The sequence below is a fragment of the Enterococcus salsurae genome (genome assembly GCF_054784955.1).
The window spans coordinates 76,935-94,974 of record NZ_BAAHWY010000005.1 but is presented as its reverse complement, the minus strand read 5'-3'; the positions used below and the strand labels follow the sequence as shown (position 1 = coordinate 94,974).

Below are 18,040 nucleotides of genomic sequence, written 5' to 3'. Positions count from 1 at the left end.
AGCATAATCTACAGGCTTTTCCTAACCTTCTTTTGGTTGGACCGTACTTATCGTATAGGTTTTGCTGCGTTTCTCATAAAAGAAGCGCGGCTCTTTTCTGATGGCACCCCAGATCAAATTGAGGTAAAAGCCGAATTGCAGCAAGCCAAACAGCAAGACCATCAGCAAACTCACTATCAGCAAAAGAGCTGAGTCTGATTGAAGGAAAGGTGCGAACAGCAGGTTGACTCGACTGATACTGGCATAAATCAAATAGAATAAGCCATACCGAAGGAACAATGCAGAAAAACTGATTCTTTGCCGCCCTTCTTGCACCAATCGGATACGCACCATTTTTTTCCCAAGGGTTTGTCCATTGGTTAGATAAGGGATCAGCATGAAATAAAGACAGACTTCCACAGCGAAAAACCAAAAATCTCCAGTAAAATCGCGCATATTTTTTTGTGTCACCAGTGTGACGATCAGCAACAGAAAGGTCTGAAAAACATTTAAAATCAGCCAGTCGATCGCCCAGGCGAAAAAGCGCCGCGTCACTGTCACCCGTGTATCCTTGGCATAAGATTCGGCATCGATTTCTTCTCTGGATGGCAACAAGAAGGTAAAGATCGGTGCAATCACCCACCCCAGCACACCACCAAGGGTATTGACGAATAAATCATTGACATCAAAGAGTCGATAAGGCCGTGGGTAGATGAAATATAGACCACTCAACTGTGTCAATTCGAAAAACAACGTAAGACAAAAAGATAACAACAAGGTTTTTTTGAATGAATAGTTAAAGTAATAGCGCAAGTAAATACCGAATGGAACCGTCAGCAGCAAGTTAAATAGCGGCTCCAAGACGACGCCTTGCTTCAAAGCTGGCAGATAGGTGCTTGGGTCGTGGATATCTAAGACCGTTTGCTGCATGAAATGGACACATGACGCCCCCAAATGCCACTCCATTTTTGGTCCCGTCATTTATGCCACTTCAGAAATAGCTGGCAATGGCAAGATCACCAAAAAATAGGCGCACAATAAATAAAAGACAAATGAATACAAGATGATTCCTCTTGACCAAATAAATCGGCCATATCGCCGATATTGGCGAAAAAAAAGATCGTGGATATCACAAGCGCGAGAAATGGAAATACGAGTAATGCGATTTTGATTGGTTCAATATACCCTGACATGATACACTCCTCTGTAATGAATATAGCACGCAAGTTCACAAAAATCAGATTTTGGCGTATGATAAAGAAAAGGAGGTCGAAAATATCATGTTAGATCCTTACTTCTCATTCGGCGTGCCCAGCTTATTGCTGATTTTATATGTGGCATTTGCGTTGTTTCAACGTTCTGCGCACATTCCTTATTTGGGTTTCGGATTATTTATTATTGCTGGTTTCCTGACCGGGTTTAGTCTGCAAGTTATCCAGCTGGCATGGAGTGAAGTCGCACGATCATCCATCGAACAAGTTCAGGATACGTACCATTATTCCCCTTATTTGCTGCTGATTCCATTGGTGATGGGTTTATTATTGGTTATTATCCATCTATATCAAGGATATCTGAAAGTCAAAACGGTTCATTTACGAAGTAAATAACGATCAGCAATCTCAACCAAAATCACCTGACACAAAACAACAACTAACCAGTCTCTGATTCTGACAGCCCAACTGCTACCAGAATGTGACGATGGTTAGTTGTTTTTTAGTAAAACAGTTTATGTGCTAAGTTTCATCTTCTGATAATGCATCAAACGAAGTGGTCTCTTCAATAAACGATGCCTTGACTTCCTCGTCCACTTGCGACAAAAGATCTTGCCAATCACTATTCGACAAAACCACCACATCAATGTTGTTTTCTTCATCGATCAGCGCTACATTGGTGACTTCTTCTCCTAAGGATTGAAACAATTCTTTGAGTTTTGCATCTTTGATCGTGATATATTCCGTGCGATTCATTATTCATCACCCCATGAATCAATAAATTCGTAAAACAAAATATCAATGTTTTCTAGGTCGTCCATTTTCTGTAATGTGGATAAATCTAAGCGTATGAAGGCTTTCTCCACAAGAATATAATGATTTTCTTCCAAAGCTTCTTCAATAAAAGGTAAAATTTCTTCTTCATCACCAAGTTTGATATTGGCAATTTGATCAATTTGCGAGAAGAAGGCTTCATCTTGGAGCAAGAAGTATTGATTATCATATCGATAGACCGCAACTTCATATGTTCGCAGAGGTAATGTTGCGCGAATGACGAATAGACATTCGCCAGTTTCAGAAAGTGTCGGCAACAATTCGTTTGGTTGCAGTGCTTGCTGATAATACATTTCCATCCCTCCTTTCTTCTTATTATAGTGAAGAAAGGAGGAAAATGGAAATAATCGGGTTATAGATTAAAATTCTTTAAATATGGCTAAAGATCCCACTCTGCGTAAAACTCTTTTAAGAATTCTTCCATAAAAGATACGCGGCGCAGTGCTTCTTTGAGGCCAAAATCAGTCCGCATCTTTTCCGGCAGCAAAAATAATTTTTCGTAAAAATGATTGATGACTGTGGTTCCTTTGCGGTAATCAGCATGGTTGGCAAAATCTTTCGGCGGAAGTGACGGAAGATGCAACGGGTGCTGATGACTGCCGCCAAAATAACTGGTTCGCATGATTCCGATTGCCCCTAATGCATCTAAACGGTCGGCATCACGAACGATTTGCCCTTCCAATGTCGTCACATCTGCCCCTTCGAGTAACTCTTTCGAAAAGGAAAGGTGATGGATAATCAGAAAGATATGATCGATCTGTTCTCGACTAGCTCCTGCTGTGTGCAAACAGTCATCGACCTCTTGTTGAGCTTGGTTTACATCTGCAACCACTTTGTCGTCTATTGTATCATGGAGATAGGCTGCGCTTTGGACGACAAAATCATCGACACTTAATTGATCCTGATCGATAATGGCTTGACTCAGTTTTGCGACGCGCTGGACATGGTCAAAGCCATGTCCGGTGTAATCTTTTGAAAGAACCAGTTTAGCATAATCAATCACTGGTTCGAGATTGGGTTGATCCTGTGGGTATCTGTCTGTCATCATTGGCTCCTTTACCTCATATTGGACCGAAAGAAAGAGCCTGTCTGTTGGGAAGCGGCGCCGATATAAGGCAAGTCCTCTTCTTTCACAAATCAGGCACTTCAGGTCACATGGTTGGCACTCAATTATTCGTTGATTTTGTAGACGGCAAAATATATTTTCCGTAAATAATCCAATAGATATTGCGGGTTCAATAATTCACCTGTGGCATCTAGAATCAGTTCATTTGGTTTTTTTGACGCGCCATATTGGTGGATATGTTCTGTTAGCCAATGACGGATCGGTGCATAGTCGTCAGAAGCCAACACCTCATCCACAGCGACATCACGTTGCATCGCATGCAGCAATTGGGCGGCATACATATAGCCTAACGCATACGATGGGAAGTAACCAAAGCTGGCACCTGACCAATGCACATCTTGCAAGATTCCTTCTAAATCATTTTCAGGACGAATCCCTAAATATTCTTCATATTTATCATTCCAAATTTGCGGTAGATCTTCCACAGCTACTTGACCATTGAAGAGCATTTTTTCAATCTCATAACGAATGATGATATGCAAAACATAGGTTAAACTATCAGCTTCGATCCGAACTAAGCTCGCTTGGGAATACTTTAATGCGTCATAAAATGCATCAAACGACACATCATCAAAGGTGCCTTCCGCACATGTTTGAAAGAATGGAAATTGTTTTTCCCAGAATGCACGATTGCTGCCGATGATGATTTCATTGAATAAAGATTGTGATTCATGGATGCCCATCGACGCCCCTTCATGGACTGGGGTGCCTTGATATTTTTCATCGATATTTTGTTCATACATCCCATGACCGGCTTCGTGGATGACCCCGAATAAGCCCATCGAAAAATCATGTTCATTCCATCTTGTAGTCAATCGGACATCATTGTGGTTGATGCCTGTCGCAAATGGATGGACCGTGTTATCCAAACGACCGCGCGCAAAATCATAGCCTAAGTCTGTAATGACTTTGGTGATAAATCTGCGTTGCTGTGCTTCGGTCATTTTGCGAGAAAGGATCGTTGTTTTTGGCGCTGTTCCCTTTTCGGCAAGTTGACGACGAATATCCATGATCCCATCTCTGACTTGCGAGAAGACATTGTCAAGGATCTCAACAGTCATATTGGGTTCATATTGATTCAATAGGACATCATAATCTGTGCGTTCATTCTTTTTCATATAAGGAATCATTTCTTTAGTCAAACGAATGTTTTCTGATAATGCCTCTTTAAACAGATTAAAATCTTGTTCTTTACGGGCTTTCAACCAAGCGGTATGGGCTCTAGATGTAGCTGCAGAAGCGGCGATCGCCAATTCTTGCGGCACGTCTTTTTGCAATTCGTATTCTTCTTTGACCAATTTGTACGCGGCTTGACCAACTTCAGATAATTCGTCCGGATGCGTACCGAAGTAAGTAATTGCCTCTTTGATTGGCGCACCGATTTTTTTCTCGAAATATAAACCATAAAGATAGCTGTCAACTTCACTGCGGTATTCACTGGCTGCTTCAGGCATGCCGGTTTGGTTGTCCCATTCTAAGATGCCCATGGCTTGACGCAATAGATTGATTTCTTTCAATTCTTTCAGAAAATCTTGTTCTTTCATGCACCCATCTCCTTCTTCCGTGGTGGACGTTGTCCCCAATATTGGAACAAGTCTGTTCGGATCGCACCATTATATAATTTCCGTTTTTTGGTCGCTTTTTCTCCATAATGACTTTCGAATGTCAAATCACTGGTCAGGATATATTTGCTCCAAGTTTTTAACGGTCGAAATGCTTGACCCATTTCTTTGTACAAGCGTTGGACTGATTCTTCTTCACCCAAACGTTCGCCATATGGTGGATTCGCGACGATCACACCATATTCTTTCTCCGTCTTGAAGTCTTTGACTGCCTGTTGCTTGAAGACGATTGAATCGCCTAATCCGATTTCTTCAGCATTTCGTTGTGCGATATCGATCATGCGGCCGTTGATATCCGACCCAGTGATATCTAAGACGATATCATAGTCAGCCGCTTCATCTGCTTTTTTACGCACGTCTTCAAAGACGGAGGCTGGGAACCAATCCCATGTTTCACAAACAAAAGACCGATTAAAGCCTGGAGCGATATTGTGACCAATCAATGCTGCCTCGATACATAACGTACCTGATCCGCAAACCGGATCAACAAAAGGTTTGTCTTTGTGCCAATTGGTCAACATGACCAAGGCAGCCGCCATATTTTCTTTCAACGGCGCGCCCCCTTTTTCTAACCGATAGCCACGTTTGAACAAACTAGGCCCGGTGGTATCTAACGTAATGATCGCATGGTCTTTCAATAAGGCGACTTCTAATTGGAAGAACGCACCTGTTTCAGTTAAAGGTACACTTGCTGGACGATGATAGACATCCCGCAAACGATTGACAATGGCTTTTTTGGTGATCGCTTGACAATCGGGTACACTAAATAATTTTGATTTGATCGACTTGCCCGCTACCGGGAATTCGGCGTCCAAGGGCAGAAAATCTTCCCATGGCAACGCTTTGACCGATTCAAACAGTTGATCGAAGGTCAACACGTCAAATTCTCCTACAACGATTTTGATCCGATCCGCCGTCCGCAGCCATAGATTGGCTGTCGCGATCGTTTCTAAAGTCCCTTTGAATCGCGCACGGCCGTTTTCGACTTCACAGTCGATGCCTAGATCACGTAATTCTTTCCCTACTAATGCTTCTAAGCCGCTGGCAGCTGTCGCAATACAATTAAATGTTTTTTCAGTCATAAATAGCTCCTTCTTGATATAAAAAAACCTTCCGTTGCTGGAAGGATTCCCTGATATGTTGTGGTTTTCTATAAGCCATGTTTTGTCCCTATTTTCCTCAGGGAGAAGAAAATAGTGGGTAATTATCTATCTGCAATTACTTGCCTTCTTGCTTCCGTTCATTTCCGTGCAAAAAGCGCCCCTACCGTTGTTTGGGTTGCTCGCTCGAGGGGTTTACCGCGTTCCACCAAGACAGTTTCCCGGCTTGCTTCGTCACTGTGGCACTTTCAAGGATACTTTGGCATAGCTTGCACCTTAGCCATTTTTCCTGCCGTTACTTTTTCAAGTACCCTAGCTTATGGTTTCGCTAGGCACGAACACTACAAGCATCTCAGCCTGTGCGAGCATGGACTTTCCTCAGCATAATCTAGTTATGCCGCAATTACCCGAAAACCACAACCATCATCATTGTCTAGAATTGACGGGTTTTCTCATTGTCATCTTCAAGATCAGCATTTGTATAGTTGCTGCTATAAGACGAGCTGCGTGTCGTTGGTTCTGGCTCACGATCAAGCTTTTTGCCAAAGACTTCTTTTTCAAGATTCGATAAACGCTTCAAGATATCAAAGTTGGTCACAGTTTGACTCTTAGGCGCTTCTTGTTGGACACGAGAAGCAACTGCTTGATTCTTTGATAATTGATCGACTTTTGCATTCAAACGATCGTTTTCTTCTTGCAGTGCCAAAATCTCTTTGTTGTAGTTTTCGTAATCTTTGATGATATTGTCTAAAAACTCATCCACTTCAACTGGATCGTACCCACGCATTTTGGTTTTAAATTCTTGTTGCAGAATATCTTTCGGACTATAAATTAAATTTGCCATTATTTACACCTCATTGTTTATTCCAAATGGTTTTCACTTTCTTACCCATTCTATCAAAAAAAACGAGAAAATCAAAGTAAATTACCATCAAATGTTGCGTTTTGTAAATCATCCATCGTAATTTGGTCGATGACATAGGGGTGTTGCCCACTAAAATCTTGCGCATCTTTCAGAAAATAACTGGTTTTTCCAGGAAATTCTTCATCATATAATAGGAGGGCACCATCCGTATGCTGTAGTAAAAAGGCAGTATGGTTTCGCAATTGACTGGGATCTTGATACGGTTTGTGGCTAGTGGCATCGACATAATCAGCAAAAGCTTTCACTGTTTGCAATGCTTCTCGGTTGGTTTCATTCCAATTTTCGCCAAAACCTTCAAAAGGAAAGATGATACCTAATTTGATTTCTGGATATTCTGCCTTCAACCCGGCCATCAATTCCCCGCACCACAGCTCAACACCCAAGTTGCCACTGATCAAGATCCAGGCCAACCCTTCTTCAATGTAGCGTACAAGTGCTTCTTTTATGACTTTCTTAATGACTTTGACTTTAGGATCTTTTGCTTGAAAGACGCCTAATTCATAACTTCGATACCCAGTAAAGTATAAGGTTTTCATTGTTTATATAGTCATCTCTTTTCTTTCCAATCTTATTTTTGGTATAATGTGCCCTAGGAGTGTGAATAACATGGTCATTCGTTACCCTAACGGTCAGTCTAGTACTTATGATGGCGGGAAAAAACAAAAAATGCAAGAAAAAGCGATACGTCCAAAAACATTTGCCAATCGTGGTATGCGTTTTGAAGAAGCCATCAACGAAAGCAATCTTTACTATTTGAACCGGCAGATCGCAGTCATCCATAAGAAACCTACCCCGATTCAAATCGTGAAAGTCGATTATCCAAGGCGAAGTGCAGCAGTCATCAAAGAAGCTTATTTTCGAGAAGCCTCTACGACGGACTACAATGGTGTTTATCGTGGACATTATCTTGATTTTGAAGCGAAAGAAACCCAAAACAAAACGTCATTTCCCTTTAAAAATTTCCATCTGCATCAAATCAAACATATGGAAAACTGTCTAGAACAAAAGGGTCTTTGTTTTGTTTTGTTATGGTTTTCCAGTTTACAACGCTGCTTTTTCTTAGATAGCCGTTCGTTGATCGAAAAGTGGTATTTACAAGATAGCACAGGCAAAAAATCATTGCCTCTATCGTATATCGAGCGTGCGGGCATTGAAATCAACCCGAAAATCGCCCCGCGGATCCCCTATCTTGAAGCAGTTGATTCATTTTTAACAATAAAGGAGAATGAGTGATATGGCAAATGAATCCCGTTCGAGAACCGCTCGGCATGATTCAAAGAAGAGTTCAGGCAACAAAAAAGTACCTAAAAACAAGAATACGCGCAAATCCAGTATCGGCAGCATCTTGCTGAAAATCTTTATGGGCTTGTTTTTCTTAGGCTGCGTGGCGATTCTTTCTGGTATGGGCTTGTTTTGGTGGTATGCCAAAGATGCGCCAGCTTTAGACGAATCCAAATTAGATTCAACGGTCTCTTCTCGTTTCTATGCAGCCAACGGTGACTTGATCACCGAATTCGGCAGTGAGACCCGCGAAAAAATCACGGCGAGTGACATTCCGCAACAATTGGAAGACGCCATCGTTTCCGTTGAAGACCGTCGATTCTATCAGCATATCGGCGTCGATCCCATACGGATCGTCGGCTCTGCACTTTCCAATGCAACAACAGGAGGGATGCAAGGTGGTAGTACCTTGACCCAGCAATTGATCAAACTGTCCTTCTTCTCTACCAATGCAGAAGATCAAACCTTGCGACGCAAAGCCCAAGAAGCCTGGATGGCGGTACGATTGGAGCAAACGAAATCAAAACAAGAGATTTTGACCTATTATATCAACAAAGTCTATATGTCCAATGGCCTATACGGGATGCAGACAGCAGCGACCAAGTTTTATGGCAAATCATTGGATGAATTGGATTTGGCACAAACTGCATTGCTTGCAGGATTGCCAAATGCACCTTCTGCCTTCGATCCTTATGTAAATCCTGATAATGCGAAAAAACGGCGAGATGTCGTCCTTAAGGCCATGTTGGACAATGAAAAGATCACCCAAGATGAATATGATACTGCCGTCGCTGAAGACGTCCAAGAAGGATTGCAAGATATCAGTGATGACAATCAAGAATGGAAATACTTTGACAACTACTTCAATGAAGTGATTGCCGAAGTCAAGGAGAAAACCGGGAAAGATGTCTATACCGATGGATTGGACATTTACACCAATATTGATGTCGATGCCCAAAAACGGCTGTATGATATCGTCAATTCTGATGATTATATCGATTACCCAGATGATGAGATGCAAGTTGCTGCGACGTTGATCGATGTCAATACCGGTAAAGTCACCGCCCAAATCGGTGCTCGTAACAACGATGCCGTCCTAGGCAATAATTTGGCTGTCAATGTCACCCGTGACTTTGGATCCACGGTCAAACCAATCACTGATTATGGTCCAGCTTTCCAATTTTTGGAGAACTCCACCGGACGCACGATTCTTGATGAGCCATATAATTATGTTGGTACGGATATTCCAATTTATAACTGGGATCGTCAATACATGGGCAACATTACTTTGCGGACCGCTTTGGTGCAATCTCGGAATGTACCTGCCGCAAAACTATTTGAGGAAGTCGGCGCGGACAATATCACTGACTTCTTAAGTGGTTTAGGGATTGAATACAATGCCATCACACAATCAAATGCGATTTCAAGCAACACCGATAAAATCGATGGCTCAAAATATGGTATCTCCAGTTTGAAATTGTCTGCGGCTTATGCCGCCTTTGCCAACGGCGGAACCTATTATGAACCACAATACGTCAACAAAATCGTCTATCAAGATGGTACCGAAGATGAAGATTCTTTCAATGTATCCGGTGAAAAAGCGATGGATGATACTACTGCCTACATGGTGACAGACATCCTCAAGGATGTGATCTCTCAAGGAACTGGGACCAATGCGCGAATCGATGGCTTGTATCAAGCTGGCAAAACTGGGACATCCAACTACACCGATGACCAATTGGCCCAATTAGACACGTCAAATGGGGCTTATCCAGATATCACTTTTGCAGGCTATACACCTTCCTATTCACTAGCAGTTTGGACAGGGTACAATGACAAAATGACCCCAATCACAGATAGCAGCACCCATGTGGCGTCTGATGTTTACCGAGAGTTGATGCGCTTTGTTTCCTCTTCCGTAGAAAACACGGACTGGACGATGCCTGATGGCCTCACACGTATTGGCAATGAACTTTACTTGGCTGGATCGTACACACAACCAAGCTATTCATCAACAAGCAGTTACAGCAGCAGTTCTTCTTCTGAAACGACTGAACCATCTTCTGAAAGTTCAGAATCAACGGAATCTAGTTCTTCTGAAGAATCGATTCCTTCGTCTAGCAGTGAGGAACCACCTGCCTCTTCTACACCTGAGACGACACCAAGCAGCAGCGAGGAAAGTACACCATCCTCTTCTGACAACGGCGAGTCCTCTGCACCACCATCACCACCAGAATCAAGTGAAGATACAAATGAATAATAAAAAACCAGCAAATCCTTCACGATTTGCTGGTTTTTGCTTTCATTCTGATTTTCCCCTCTTGACACATGGCGAGCAATGGACAGCTGTCACACTTTGGTGATCGTGCCGTGCAATGATATCGGCCAAAGAAAATCATCGAGTGATGGGTTTTGACCCAAAGAGATTCAGGAATTTTTTTCATCAATGTCTGTTCGACTTCGACCACATTGGCATCCAAGCGGCAGATCCGCAATCGTTTTGACACGCGTTCAACATGGGTATCGACAGCGATTGCCGGTATCCCGAAAGCATCACCCATCACCACATTGGCCGTTTTGCGACCGACGCCTGGCAAAGAAACCAAATCTTCTCTGCTATGGGGTACCTGGCCATCAAATCGAAGCAAGAGTTCACCTGCACAAGCCTTGATGTTCTTGGCTTTATTGCGGTATAAACCAATTGATTTGATTTTATCGATGATCCCTTCCATTGGTGCTTCGCTTAACGCTTCCGGCGTCGGATACGCAGAAAAAAGCGCTGGTGTGACCTTATTGACCGACACATCAGTGGCTTGCGCACTGAGTATCACAGCGATCAGCATTTCAAACGCATTGTTTGAAACCAGCTCGCCATGGGCTTCCGGGAACATGTCGAACATCGTTTCTACCGCTTGCAGTGTTTTCTCTTTACTGATCATCTTTCTCTTTGGCCACTCCTCTTATTATTCGCCTTCCAGCCAGTTGTGCATAGGGATCTTCGGTGCTGGTCCCTCCTCTTGCTGCAACGAATCTTTTTGTAAAAATTGTTTTTTGCGTCGTTTTTGTTCTTCTTCGACTTGCGCTTTTGACGTGATATTCTTGCGTTCCCATGACAGCAAGATCCGATCGATATAATTCAAACTGTAAGCTTGATTCAACACCGCTTCTCGTAGCGCAAGCTGCACCAATTCGGGTTGATAGTGATCCTCTTCTAACCACTGGCTGATCCGCTGGTATTCAATGGCCGACAGTGGCCGTCCGAATTCACCTTCAAATAACTGATAAAGATTGCGTACCTTTTCTTCATTTGTTTGTGCTGCTTGTTTGCTTGCTTGCTGCTTCAACAATGCTTCTAGCCGACCATAGATGCCGGAAAAATCATAATAATCGGTCATTTTTCCAAAAGAATCTTTTTTGGCATCCAGCTTGATGATATTTTTCTTCAACAATTGGTTGAGCCAATGATAAATTTCTTTCTGGTCACTCCCCATAACAGCTGCAATCTCACGCAAATCAGGGAAATCATTTCCTTGTTCATGAAACCGGAATAATTGCAGCCATAACAGAAATTCATCATTGGACAAGCCTAGCTGATGATAATGATCCAGCAACATATTGGAGATCGTCGTTTGTCCTTTTGCTAAATAATCCTCTAACGAGATCACTGAACATCCTCTTTTCTATTCTAAGACATGTATCGGTTGATTCATCAAAAAAGGGACTGCGCCAACAAAGCGTTCGTCCCCTATCGTTCTTTATTTACGCTTTAACAGCCGCAATGATCTCGACTTCAACCAATACGTCTTTCGGCAGGCGGGCAACTTCGACCGCTGACCGAGCCGGCAACGTTTGATCAAACAAGGTTGCATAGGTATTATTAAATGGCACGAAATCATTCATATTTTTTAAGAAACAAGTTGTTTTGACAATTGCATCTGGTGTCAAATCAGCCGCTTCTAATATGGCACGAATATTTTTCAGTACTTGCTGCGTTTGAACTTCGATCGTGGTACCTACCACTTCACCTGTTGTAGGGTCCAATGGTACTTGACCAGAAGCAAATAAAAATCCATTTGCGATTTTAGCCTGTACATAAGGACCAATCGCTTGCGGTGCTTGATCTGTCGAAATAATTTTCATGATTGATCTTCTCCTTTACAATCGGAACAAAGTCCATATACTTCTAAGCGATGGTTATTGATTTGATAGCCGGTTAATTTAGAAGCTGCCATTTCAACATCTTCTAATCCCGGATAATAAAAATCGGCGATCTTGCCACAATTTTGACAAATCGCATGGTAATGTTGTTCCGTCGTAAAATCAAAACGACTCGACGAATCGCCATATTTCATCTCTTTGACAAAGCCGATTTCCGTGAATAACCTTAAATTATTATAAACCGTCGCGACGCTAATACCAGGAAAATGTACTTCGATCGCACGGTAAATCTCCTCAGCGGTCGGATGGGCATCGTGGCTGGCTAGAAATTCTAAAATAGCTACTCGCTGCGGTGTAATACGAATATTTTCGTGTTTGAGCTTTTTGATTGCTTCATCATAAATCGTACTCACAGGAGTTCCTCCATTTCTCTTATCCTTCCTATCATACTATGTAAATAACAAAAATTCAAACAGCTTTCCTTTATTTTTGGTCTTTTCCGATACTTTATTTCACAAACAGCTGCTTTTTATTTCGATAAGAAAAGCAGGCATTTGTTTGCCTGCTTTTCCCTGTATCAATCTTCGAACTGATATAAAGCTGTAGATAGATAGCGTTCCCCATTGTCTGGTACGATGGCTAAGACTTTCTTGCCTGGCCCTAGATCTTTGGCTACTTTTAAAGCGGCGTGGATCGCAGCGCCTGAAGAAATACCAACCAAAATTCCTTCTTGACGCCCAACGGCACGGGCTGTTTCCATTGCTTCTTCACTTGATACGGCGATTGCTTGATCAAAAATATCCGTGTCCAAGACCTTCGGCACAAAACCAGTACCGATCCCTTGGATTTTGTGGGGACCAGGTTGACCGCCTTCCAGAATCGCGGATTCAGCTGGTTCAACACCATAGATTTTCAAATCAGGATAGACCCGTTTTAATTCTTTTCCTGCACCGGTGATCGTTCCGCCAGTACCGATCCCAGCAACAAATGCATCTAACCCTTTTGATTCGAAGGCATCCTCGATTTCTTTACCAGTCGTTTTCTCATGGATCTCTGGATTCGCTGGATTGTCAAATTGCAGTGGCATGAAATAGCCATCTTGGGCTGCAATTTCTTTGGCTTTATTGATAGAACCTGTGATTCCTTCTGAGCCTGGTGTCAATACCAGTTCAGCCCCATATGCTTGAACGATTTTGCGTCTTTCGATACTCATGGTTTCTGGCATTACTAGCATAACTTTATAGCCCTTAGCAGTACCGATCATGGCCAATCCAATCCCAGTATTGCCCGAAGTCGGCTCAATGATCGTATCACCAGGTTTAAGTGTCCCGTCTTTTTCCGCTTTTTCGATCATGGCTAAAGCGATCCGGTCTTTGACACTGCCTCCTGGATTGAAAAATTCTAATTTAACATAGACATCTGCCGAACCCTCTGCCACAATACGATTTAATTTGACGATAGGTGTATGTCCGACCAATTCATTGATTGATTGATAGATTTTTGTCATTGAAAATCCCTCCAATTCTTATGTCCATTCTACCGAAAAAATCAAGGGATTGCGAATAAAAAGTAAGCACTTTCGAGAAAAGTTAAACCAAATCAGCTCTATCCAATCTGTTACATCTCTTTTATTGCATCAATGACTATTTAACTTTAGCAGTTTTACATCGTTTTAATCGTGTAAGCGAGTCATAAAAGCATTTAAAACTATTCCTCTTAGTTACATCATTTTTGAAGCACTATTTACTTTACTCTTTCATATTCTTTTTAATGAAATACAAAGTCAAAGTTTTATACATTTCATTTGTCATAGGAAAATTTTTCAGATTTTTACTATCAACCCAATCATATTGTTGATGTTCTGGATGCCATCGAATTTCATTATCCTTTGTGATAAGTGAAAAATTAAACTGTCGAGTTTTCTCATTCTTTTTGCTGTAGTAATCAAAATACCCTAAGTAGGCTGTGACAGCTATAACTTCAAGGCTGGTTTCTTCATAAAGTTCTCTTTTGACAGCAAAGCTTAAAGTTTCATTTTTCTCCACTTCTCCACCAGGTATTTCAAACATATTTGGATATGAATCGTTAGGTAATCGTTGTAATAACAAGATACGACCATCGTTTTCTACAAAAGCACCTACTACAAACTTATCTACTTCATGCTTTCTAGCTTCTTCAAATAGATAATCATATGTATCTCTATGCATAAAATCCCTCCACGAATGTTTTATCATTACTTTGTACTCAAAAAGACGGATAAATATCATGCATTGCTATCTTCTTTATAATAGTTAATACCTGATATATTCAATCTTTCATTACGCGTTTGTAAAAACAATATTTGAACTATATGCACGGTTGTTATGACCAAATGCAAAGTTAGCTTACCAAATCCTCAACCACAAAGAAAGTTATCGTCATATTTTACAAAAAAGAGCATTATATATTTATTTTTCTGATTTTTTATTGATTTAAAATGAAAATACATATAAATGGGGGGCTCTCGTGAATAGATTTTTTAAGAGCGCATAATCAACCAATTTTTACCAGAATACAACCTACTTTTTTTAACACATACGCAAAAAAACACACCCGAAATTCATTAAAACTTGAATTTCCGTGTGTGTTTATTATTTCAACAAAATTAGTTGATTGATTTAAATGTATCGACTACATTCTCAACTGTAAAGCCAAATTCTGCTAAGACTTTGTCCCCAGGTGCAGAGGCGCCAAAATGATCAATGGCGATCACTTTGCCTTTACAGCCTAAGTAACGATCCCAGCCAAATGGTGAAGCTGCTTCGATCGCTACGCGTTTCTTGACTGCTTTAGGCAAGACGCTTTCTTTGTATGCTGCCGATTGAGCTTCAAATAAATCGAAACTTGGTAAGGATACAACGGCAACATCGATGCCTTCTTCTGCCAATTTTGCTTGTGATTGTACAGCTAAGTTGACTTCAGAACCTGTTGCGATCAAGATTCCTTCTGGTTGTTCACCTTTTTGTTTTGCGATCACATAGCCGCCTTTTGCGACTTGTTCATCAGCGTGTTCTTTTGTTCCTTCGATGACTGGCAAGTTTTGACGGCTCAAGACTAAAACAGTTGGTTTGTCCGTAGTCGTCATGGCCAATTTCCAAGCTGCACGGGTTTCATTGCCATCAGCTGGTCGGATCACTTGGACATTCGGGATACAGCGGACACTGGCCAATTGTTCGATTGGCTCATGGGTTGGTCCATCTTCACCGACTGCTACTGAGTCATGGGTCAAGACATAGATGACTGGTGCATGTTGGATCGCAGACAAACGGACTGCTGGGCGCAAGTAATCCACAAAGACAAAGAATGTTCCGCCATAAATGCGTGTTCCACCGTGCAATTGGATTCCATTCATCGCTGCGGCCATCGCAAATTCACGCACACCGAACCAGATGTTGCGGCCTTCATATTGGCCAGGTTCAAAATCTTTTTCTGCTGCGACCATTGTGTTGTTAGAACCAGATAGATCGGCTGAACCGCCCCATAAACTTGGAATCGCTTTTGATAGAGATTGGATCATTTCTTTACTAGATACACGGCTGGCTTGTGAACTGCCGACTTCATAGCTTGGCAATGTTGCATCCCAGTCACTTGGTAATTCGCCTGCGAACGCTTTTGTGAATTGATCTGCCAACTCTGGATACGCTGCTTGATACGCCTTGAAGGTCTCATTCCAAGCCGCTTCTGCTTTTTGTCCTTCATCGATCATTGTTTCTTTGAAACGGGCAGCGACTTCTTCAGGTACGGTGAATTCAGGATATTCCCAGCCGTAGATCGCTTTGGCTGCAGTAATGCCATCCGCCCCGATCGGTGCACCATGCACTGCTGAAGTGCCTTGGTTCGGTGCGCCATAGCCAATAACTGTCTTGATTTCGATCAACGTCGGTTTATCCGATTCAGTTTTCGCTTCTTCGATCGCCGCAGAGATCGCATCCAAATCATTGCCGTCTTTGACCAAAATATGCTGCCAGCCATAAGCTTCGAAACGTGCGCCGACATTTTCAGTGAAGGCTTTTGATGTTGGTCCGTCTAAGGAGATGTCATTTGAATCATATAAAACGATCAATTTATCTAGTTTCATATGGCCCGCCATTGACGCTGCTTCTTGGGAAACACCTTCCATCAAATCTCCATCGCCGCAAAGTGCGTACGTATAATGGTCGATGACATTATAAGCGTCACGGTTATAGGTTGCAGCTAAATGGGCTTCAGCCATCGCCATCCCCACGGCCATTGCGATACCTTGGCCTAATGGTCCAGTCGTTGCTTCCACACCATCTGTATGGTCAACTTCAGGGTGCCCTGGTGTACGGCTGTTCCACTGGCGGAAGTTTTGCAGATCATCCACGGTCACATCGTAGCCGGATACATGCAATAAGCTGTATAACAATGCGGAGCCATGTCCTGCGGATAAGACGAAACGGTCGCGATCGACCCAGTTTCTAGATGTAGTTGGATTGACCTTTAAATGTTTGGTCCAAAGCGCATAGGACATAGGTGCTGCACCCATCGGTAGACCTGGGTGACCTGAATTCGCTTTTTGGACAGCTTCAATACTTAATGTACGCAATGTGTTGACGCCTAATTGATCGATTTTATCAAACAATGAGAGTTCCTCCTAATTTAGGTTTTTTTTACCTTTATTACTTATTCTCAATTATACGTGATTTCTCTATCGATTACAATAGATTGGAAAGGATTTCACTACTCCCTGCCGTGAAGTCCTTTTTGCTTTTGGATTTCTTTTAATTTTTCTGGCGTGACATCGGTTCCTTCTGGGTCAACGATCTTCATGCCTTCGATATGGTGTCGCATCCCACCGCGAAAGGCTGTTAAATACTCTTCTCGCAAGATTTTTTGTTCTTTTGCTTCAGCATCTGTCAGACCTGTACTTTTTTTCTTTTTTGCCAATGCATTGATGCGCGCTAATTTCTCTGGTGATAACATCTTCGTCACTCCTTTACCCTTGATTTTACTACAACTTGCGCTATAAAAACAATAGGACAAAAAGCGAACATTTGTTTGAATTATTGACAATCCTATGGTACACTTTAGTTATTAAATGAAAGAAGGTGTCAGTTTTGGCAAAACGAACAGAAAATCGACAGATCGAAATTCTTAAGTTTATTCATACACGTGTCACTGAAAAAGGTTATCCGCCGACTGTTCGCGAAATTGGCGAAGCCGTTCAGTTATCTTCCACTTCAACTGTTCATGGTCATTTGTCCCGACTTGAAAAAAAGGGCTTGATTTTAAGAGATCCAACGAAACCTAGAGCGATCGAATTGACCGCTTCCGGTCTTGAAAAGATCGATGTTCAACCAGCTTCGATTCCAATGCTAGGGATCGTTACAGCCGGCGAACCGATTTTAGCTGTCGAAGAAGCATCAGACTTTTTTCCGATCCCGCCTGATTTAGCCAATAGTTCTGGCAGCTTGTTCATGCTGACGATCCGTGGTGAAAGTATGATCAACGCTGGCATCCTCGATGGGGACCAAGTCATCGTCCGCAAGCAGTCTAGTGCCCAGAACGGAGATATCGTGATCGCCATGACGGATGAAGACGAAGCGACTTGCAAACGATTCTTTAAAGAAAAGAACTATATTCGTTTACAACCAGAGAACGATTATATGGATCCGATCATCCTCAATGATGTCACGATTTTAGGACAAGTTGTTGGATTATATCGACATTTTTTATGACCAATATGCGCTATATCAATGAAATCTTCGAATCTTCGAAGATTTTTTTCTTTCCTCTTTACAAAG

At 42.1% G+C, this 18,040-nt stretch carries 19 protein-coding genes, 1 other RNA gene and 1 pseudogene; 4 read left to right on the top strand and 17 right to left on the bottom strand.

What is annotated here, in order from left to right:
- Nucleotides 1–21: 21 nt before the first annotated feature.
- Nucleotides 22–1,172, bottom strand: a pseudogene (locus tag ACYVRS_RS12650) (VanZ family protein).
- Between the two features lie 87 nt (nucleotides 1,173–1,259).
- Between ACYVRS_RS12650 and ACYVRS_RS12645 the strand changes: the two are divergent.
- Complete coding sequence (locus ACYVRS_RS12645; RefSeq protein WP_461203468.1) at nucleotides 1,260–1,586, top strand: hypothetical protein; 327 nt, start codon at nucleotides 1,260–1,262, stop codon at nucleotides 1,584–1,586.
- 126 nt (nucleotides 1,587–1,712) lie between these two features.
- Here the strand turns inward: ACYVRS_RS12645 and ACYVRS_RS12640 are convergent, their stop codons facing one another.
- The 8 genes from ACYVRS_RS12640 to ACYVRS_RS12605 form a co-directional block, all read right to left on the bottom strand.
- Complete coding sequence (locus tag ACYVRS_RS12640; RefSeq protein WP_312541083.1) at nucleotides 1,713–1,946, bottom strand: hypothetical protein; 234 nt, start codon at nucleotides 1,944–1,946, stop codon at nucleotides 1,713–1,715.
- The gene (locus ACYVRS_RS12635; RefSeq protein ID WP_312499972.1) at nucleotides 1,946–2,323 is read right to left on the bottom strand and encodes a hypothetical protein; all 378 of its coding nucleotides are present in this window, start codon (nucleotides 2,321–2,323) and stop codon (nucleotides 1,946–1,948) included. The genes ACYVRS_RS12640 and ACYVRS_RS12635 overlap by 1 nt, the downstream gene beginning before the upstream one ends.
- Before the next feature lie 80 nt (nucleotides 2,324–2,403).
- On the bottom strand, nucleotides 2,404–3,069 hold the full coding sequence (locus tag ACYVRS_RS12630; RefSeq protein ID WP_313540918.1) for an HD domain-containing protein: 666 nt from the start codon (nucleotides 3,067–3,069) through the stop codon (nucleotides 2,404–2,406).
- A gap of 125 nt (nucleotides 3,070–3,194) precedes the next feature.
- A complete protein-coding gene (locus tag ACYVRS_RS12625) occupies nucleotides 3,195–4,694 on the bottom strand; it encodes a carboxypeptidase M32 (RefSeq protein ID WP_312541085.1) in 1,500 nt (499 codons plus the stop codon).
- The gene (locus tag ACYVRS_RS12620; protein WP_313510681.1) at nucleotides 4,691–5,854 is read right to left on the bottom strand and encodes a THUMP domain-containing class I SAM-dependent RNA methyltransferase; all 1,164 of its coding nucleotides are present in this window, start codon (nucleotides 5,852–5,854) and stop codon (nucleotides 4,691–4,693) included. The genes ACYVRS_RS12625 and ACYVRS_RS12620 overlap by 4 nt, the downstream gene beginning before the upstream one ends.
- 66 nt (nucleotides 5,855–5,920) lie before the next feature.
- Nucleotides 5,921–6,287, bottom strand: an RNA gene (gene rnpB / locus ACYVRS_RS12615) — RNase P RNA component class B.
- Nucleotides 6,288–6,305: 18 nt separating this feature from the next.
- Nucleotides 6,306–6,716, bottom strand: a complete 411-nt coding sequence (gpsB, locus tag ACYVRS_RS12610) for a cell division regulator GpsB (RefSeq protein WP_312499768.1) — start codon at nucleotides 6,714–6,716, stop codon at nucleotides 6,306–6,308.
- A 71-nt stretch (nucleotides 6,717–6,787) separates the two neighbouring features.
- Entirely contained in the window at nucleotides 6,788–7,333 is a 546-nt protein-coding gene (locus tag ACYVRS_RS12605) for an SLOG family protein (RefSeq protein ID WP_312541087.1), read from the bottom strand.
- Between the two features lie 70 nt (nucleotides 7,334–7,403).
- Here ACYVRS_RS12605 and recU point away from each other — a divergent pair, with 70 nt between their 5' ends.
- Both recU and ACYVRS_RS12595 read left to right on the top strand, forming a co-directional pair.
- Nucleotides 7,404–8,030, top strand: coding sequence for a Holliday junction resolvase RecU (gene recU / locus ACYVRS_RS12600; RefSeq protein ID WP_054114919.1), 627 nt, complete (start codon nucleotides 7,404–7,406; stop codon nucleotides 8,028–8,030).
- A 1-nt stretch (nucleotide 8,031) separates the two neighbouring features.
- A complete protein-coding gene (locus ACYVRS_RS12595) occupies nucleotides 8,032–10,338 on the top strand; it encodes a PBP1A family penicillin-binding protein (RefSeq protein ID WP_313537805.1) in 2,307 nt (768 codons plus the stop codon).
- Between the two features lie 19 nt (nucleotides 10,339–10,357).
- On the opposite strand, the gene nth is transcribed toward ACYVRS_RS12595, so the two are convergent.
- From nth to ACYVRS_RS12555, 8 genes are all read right to left on the bottom strand, one after another.
- A complete protein-coding gene (gene nth / locus ACYVRS_RS12590) occupies nucleotides 10,358–11,017 on the bottom strand; it encodes an endonuclease III (RefSeq protein WP_054114917.1) in 660 nt (219 codons plus the stop codon).
- A 24-nt stretch (nucleotides 11,018–11,041) separates the two neighbouring features.
- Nucleotides 11,042–11,743, bottom strand: coding sequence for a DnaD domain protein (locus ACYVRS_RS12585; RefSeq protein ID WP_312499760.1), 702 nt, complete (start codon nucleotides 11,741–11,743; stop codon nucleotides 11,042–11,044).
- Nucleotides 11,744–11,837: 94 nt separating this feature from the next.
- Nucleotides 11,838–12,218: a RidA family protein gene (locus tag ACYVRS_RS12580; RefSeq protein WP_312541094.1), complete on the bottom strand. Its 381-nt coding sequence runs from the start codon at nucleotides 12,216–12,218 to the stop codon at nucleotides 11,838–11,840.
- On the bottom strand, nucleotides 12,215–12,649 hold the full coding sequence (locus ACYVRS_RS12575) for a Fur family transcriptional regulator (RefSeq protein ID WP_054114914.1): 435 nt from the start codon (nucleotides 12,647–12,649) through the stop codon (nucleotides 12,215–12,217). The genes ACYVRS_RS12580 and ACYVRS_RS12575 overlap by 4 nt, the downstream gene beginning before the upstream one ends.
- 164 nt (nucleotides 12,650–12,813) lie before the next feature.
- Nucleotides 12,814–13,743 carry a cysteine synthase A gene (gene cysK / locus ACYVRS_RS12570; RefSeq protein WP_054114913.1) on the bottom strand — a complete coding sequence of 310 codons (930 nt, stop codon included), beginning with the start codon at nucleotides 13,741–13,743 and terminating at the stop codon, nucleotides 12,814–12,816.
- A 241-nt stretch (nucleotides 13,744–13,984) separates the two neighbouring features.
- Nucleotides 13,985–14,443, bottom strand: coding sequence for an NUDIX domain-containing protein (locus tag ACYVRS_RS12565; protein WP_461203467.1), 459 nt, complete (start codon nucleotides 14,441–14,443; stop codon nucleotides 13,985–13,987).
- A gap of 437 nt (nucleotides 14,444–14,880) precedes the next feature.
- Nucleotides 14,881–16,878: a transketolase gene (tkt, locus tag ACYVRS_RS12560; RefSeq protein ID WP_461203466.1), complete on the bottom strand. Its 1,998-nt coding sequence runs from the start codon at nucleotides 16,876–16,878 to the stop codon at nucleotides 14,881–14,883.
- 98 nt (nucleotides 16,879–16,976) lie between these two features.
- Complete coding sequence (locus ACYVRS_RS12555) at nucleotides 16,977–17,219, bottom strand: DUF896 family protein (RefSeq protein WP_054114911.1); 243 nt, start codon at nucleotides 17,217–17,219, stop codon at nucleotides 16,977–16,979.
- A gap of 125 nt (nucleotides 17,220–17,344) precedes the next feature.
- Between ACYVRS_RS12555 and lexA the strand changes: the two genes are divergently transcribed.
- Nucleotides 17,345–17,974: a transcriptional repressor LexA gene (gene lexA, locus ACYVRS_RS12550; RefSeq protein ID WP_152911875.1), complete on the top strand. Its 630-nt coding sequence runs from the start codon at nucleotides 17,345–17,347 to the stop codon at nucleotides 17,972–17,974.
- Nucleotides 17,975–18,040: the final 66 nt, after the last annotated feature.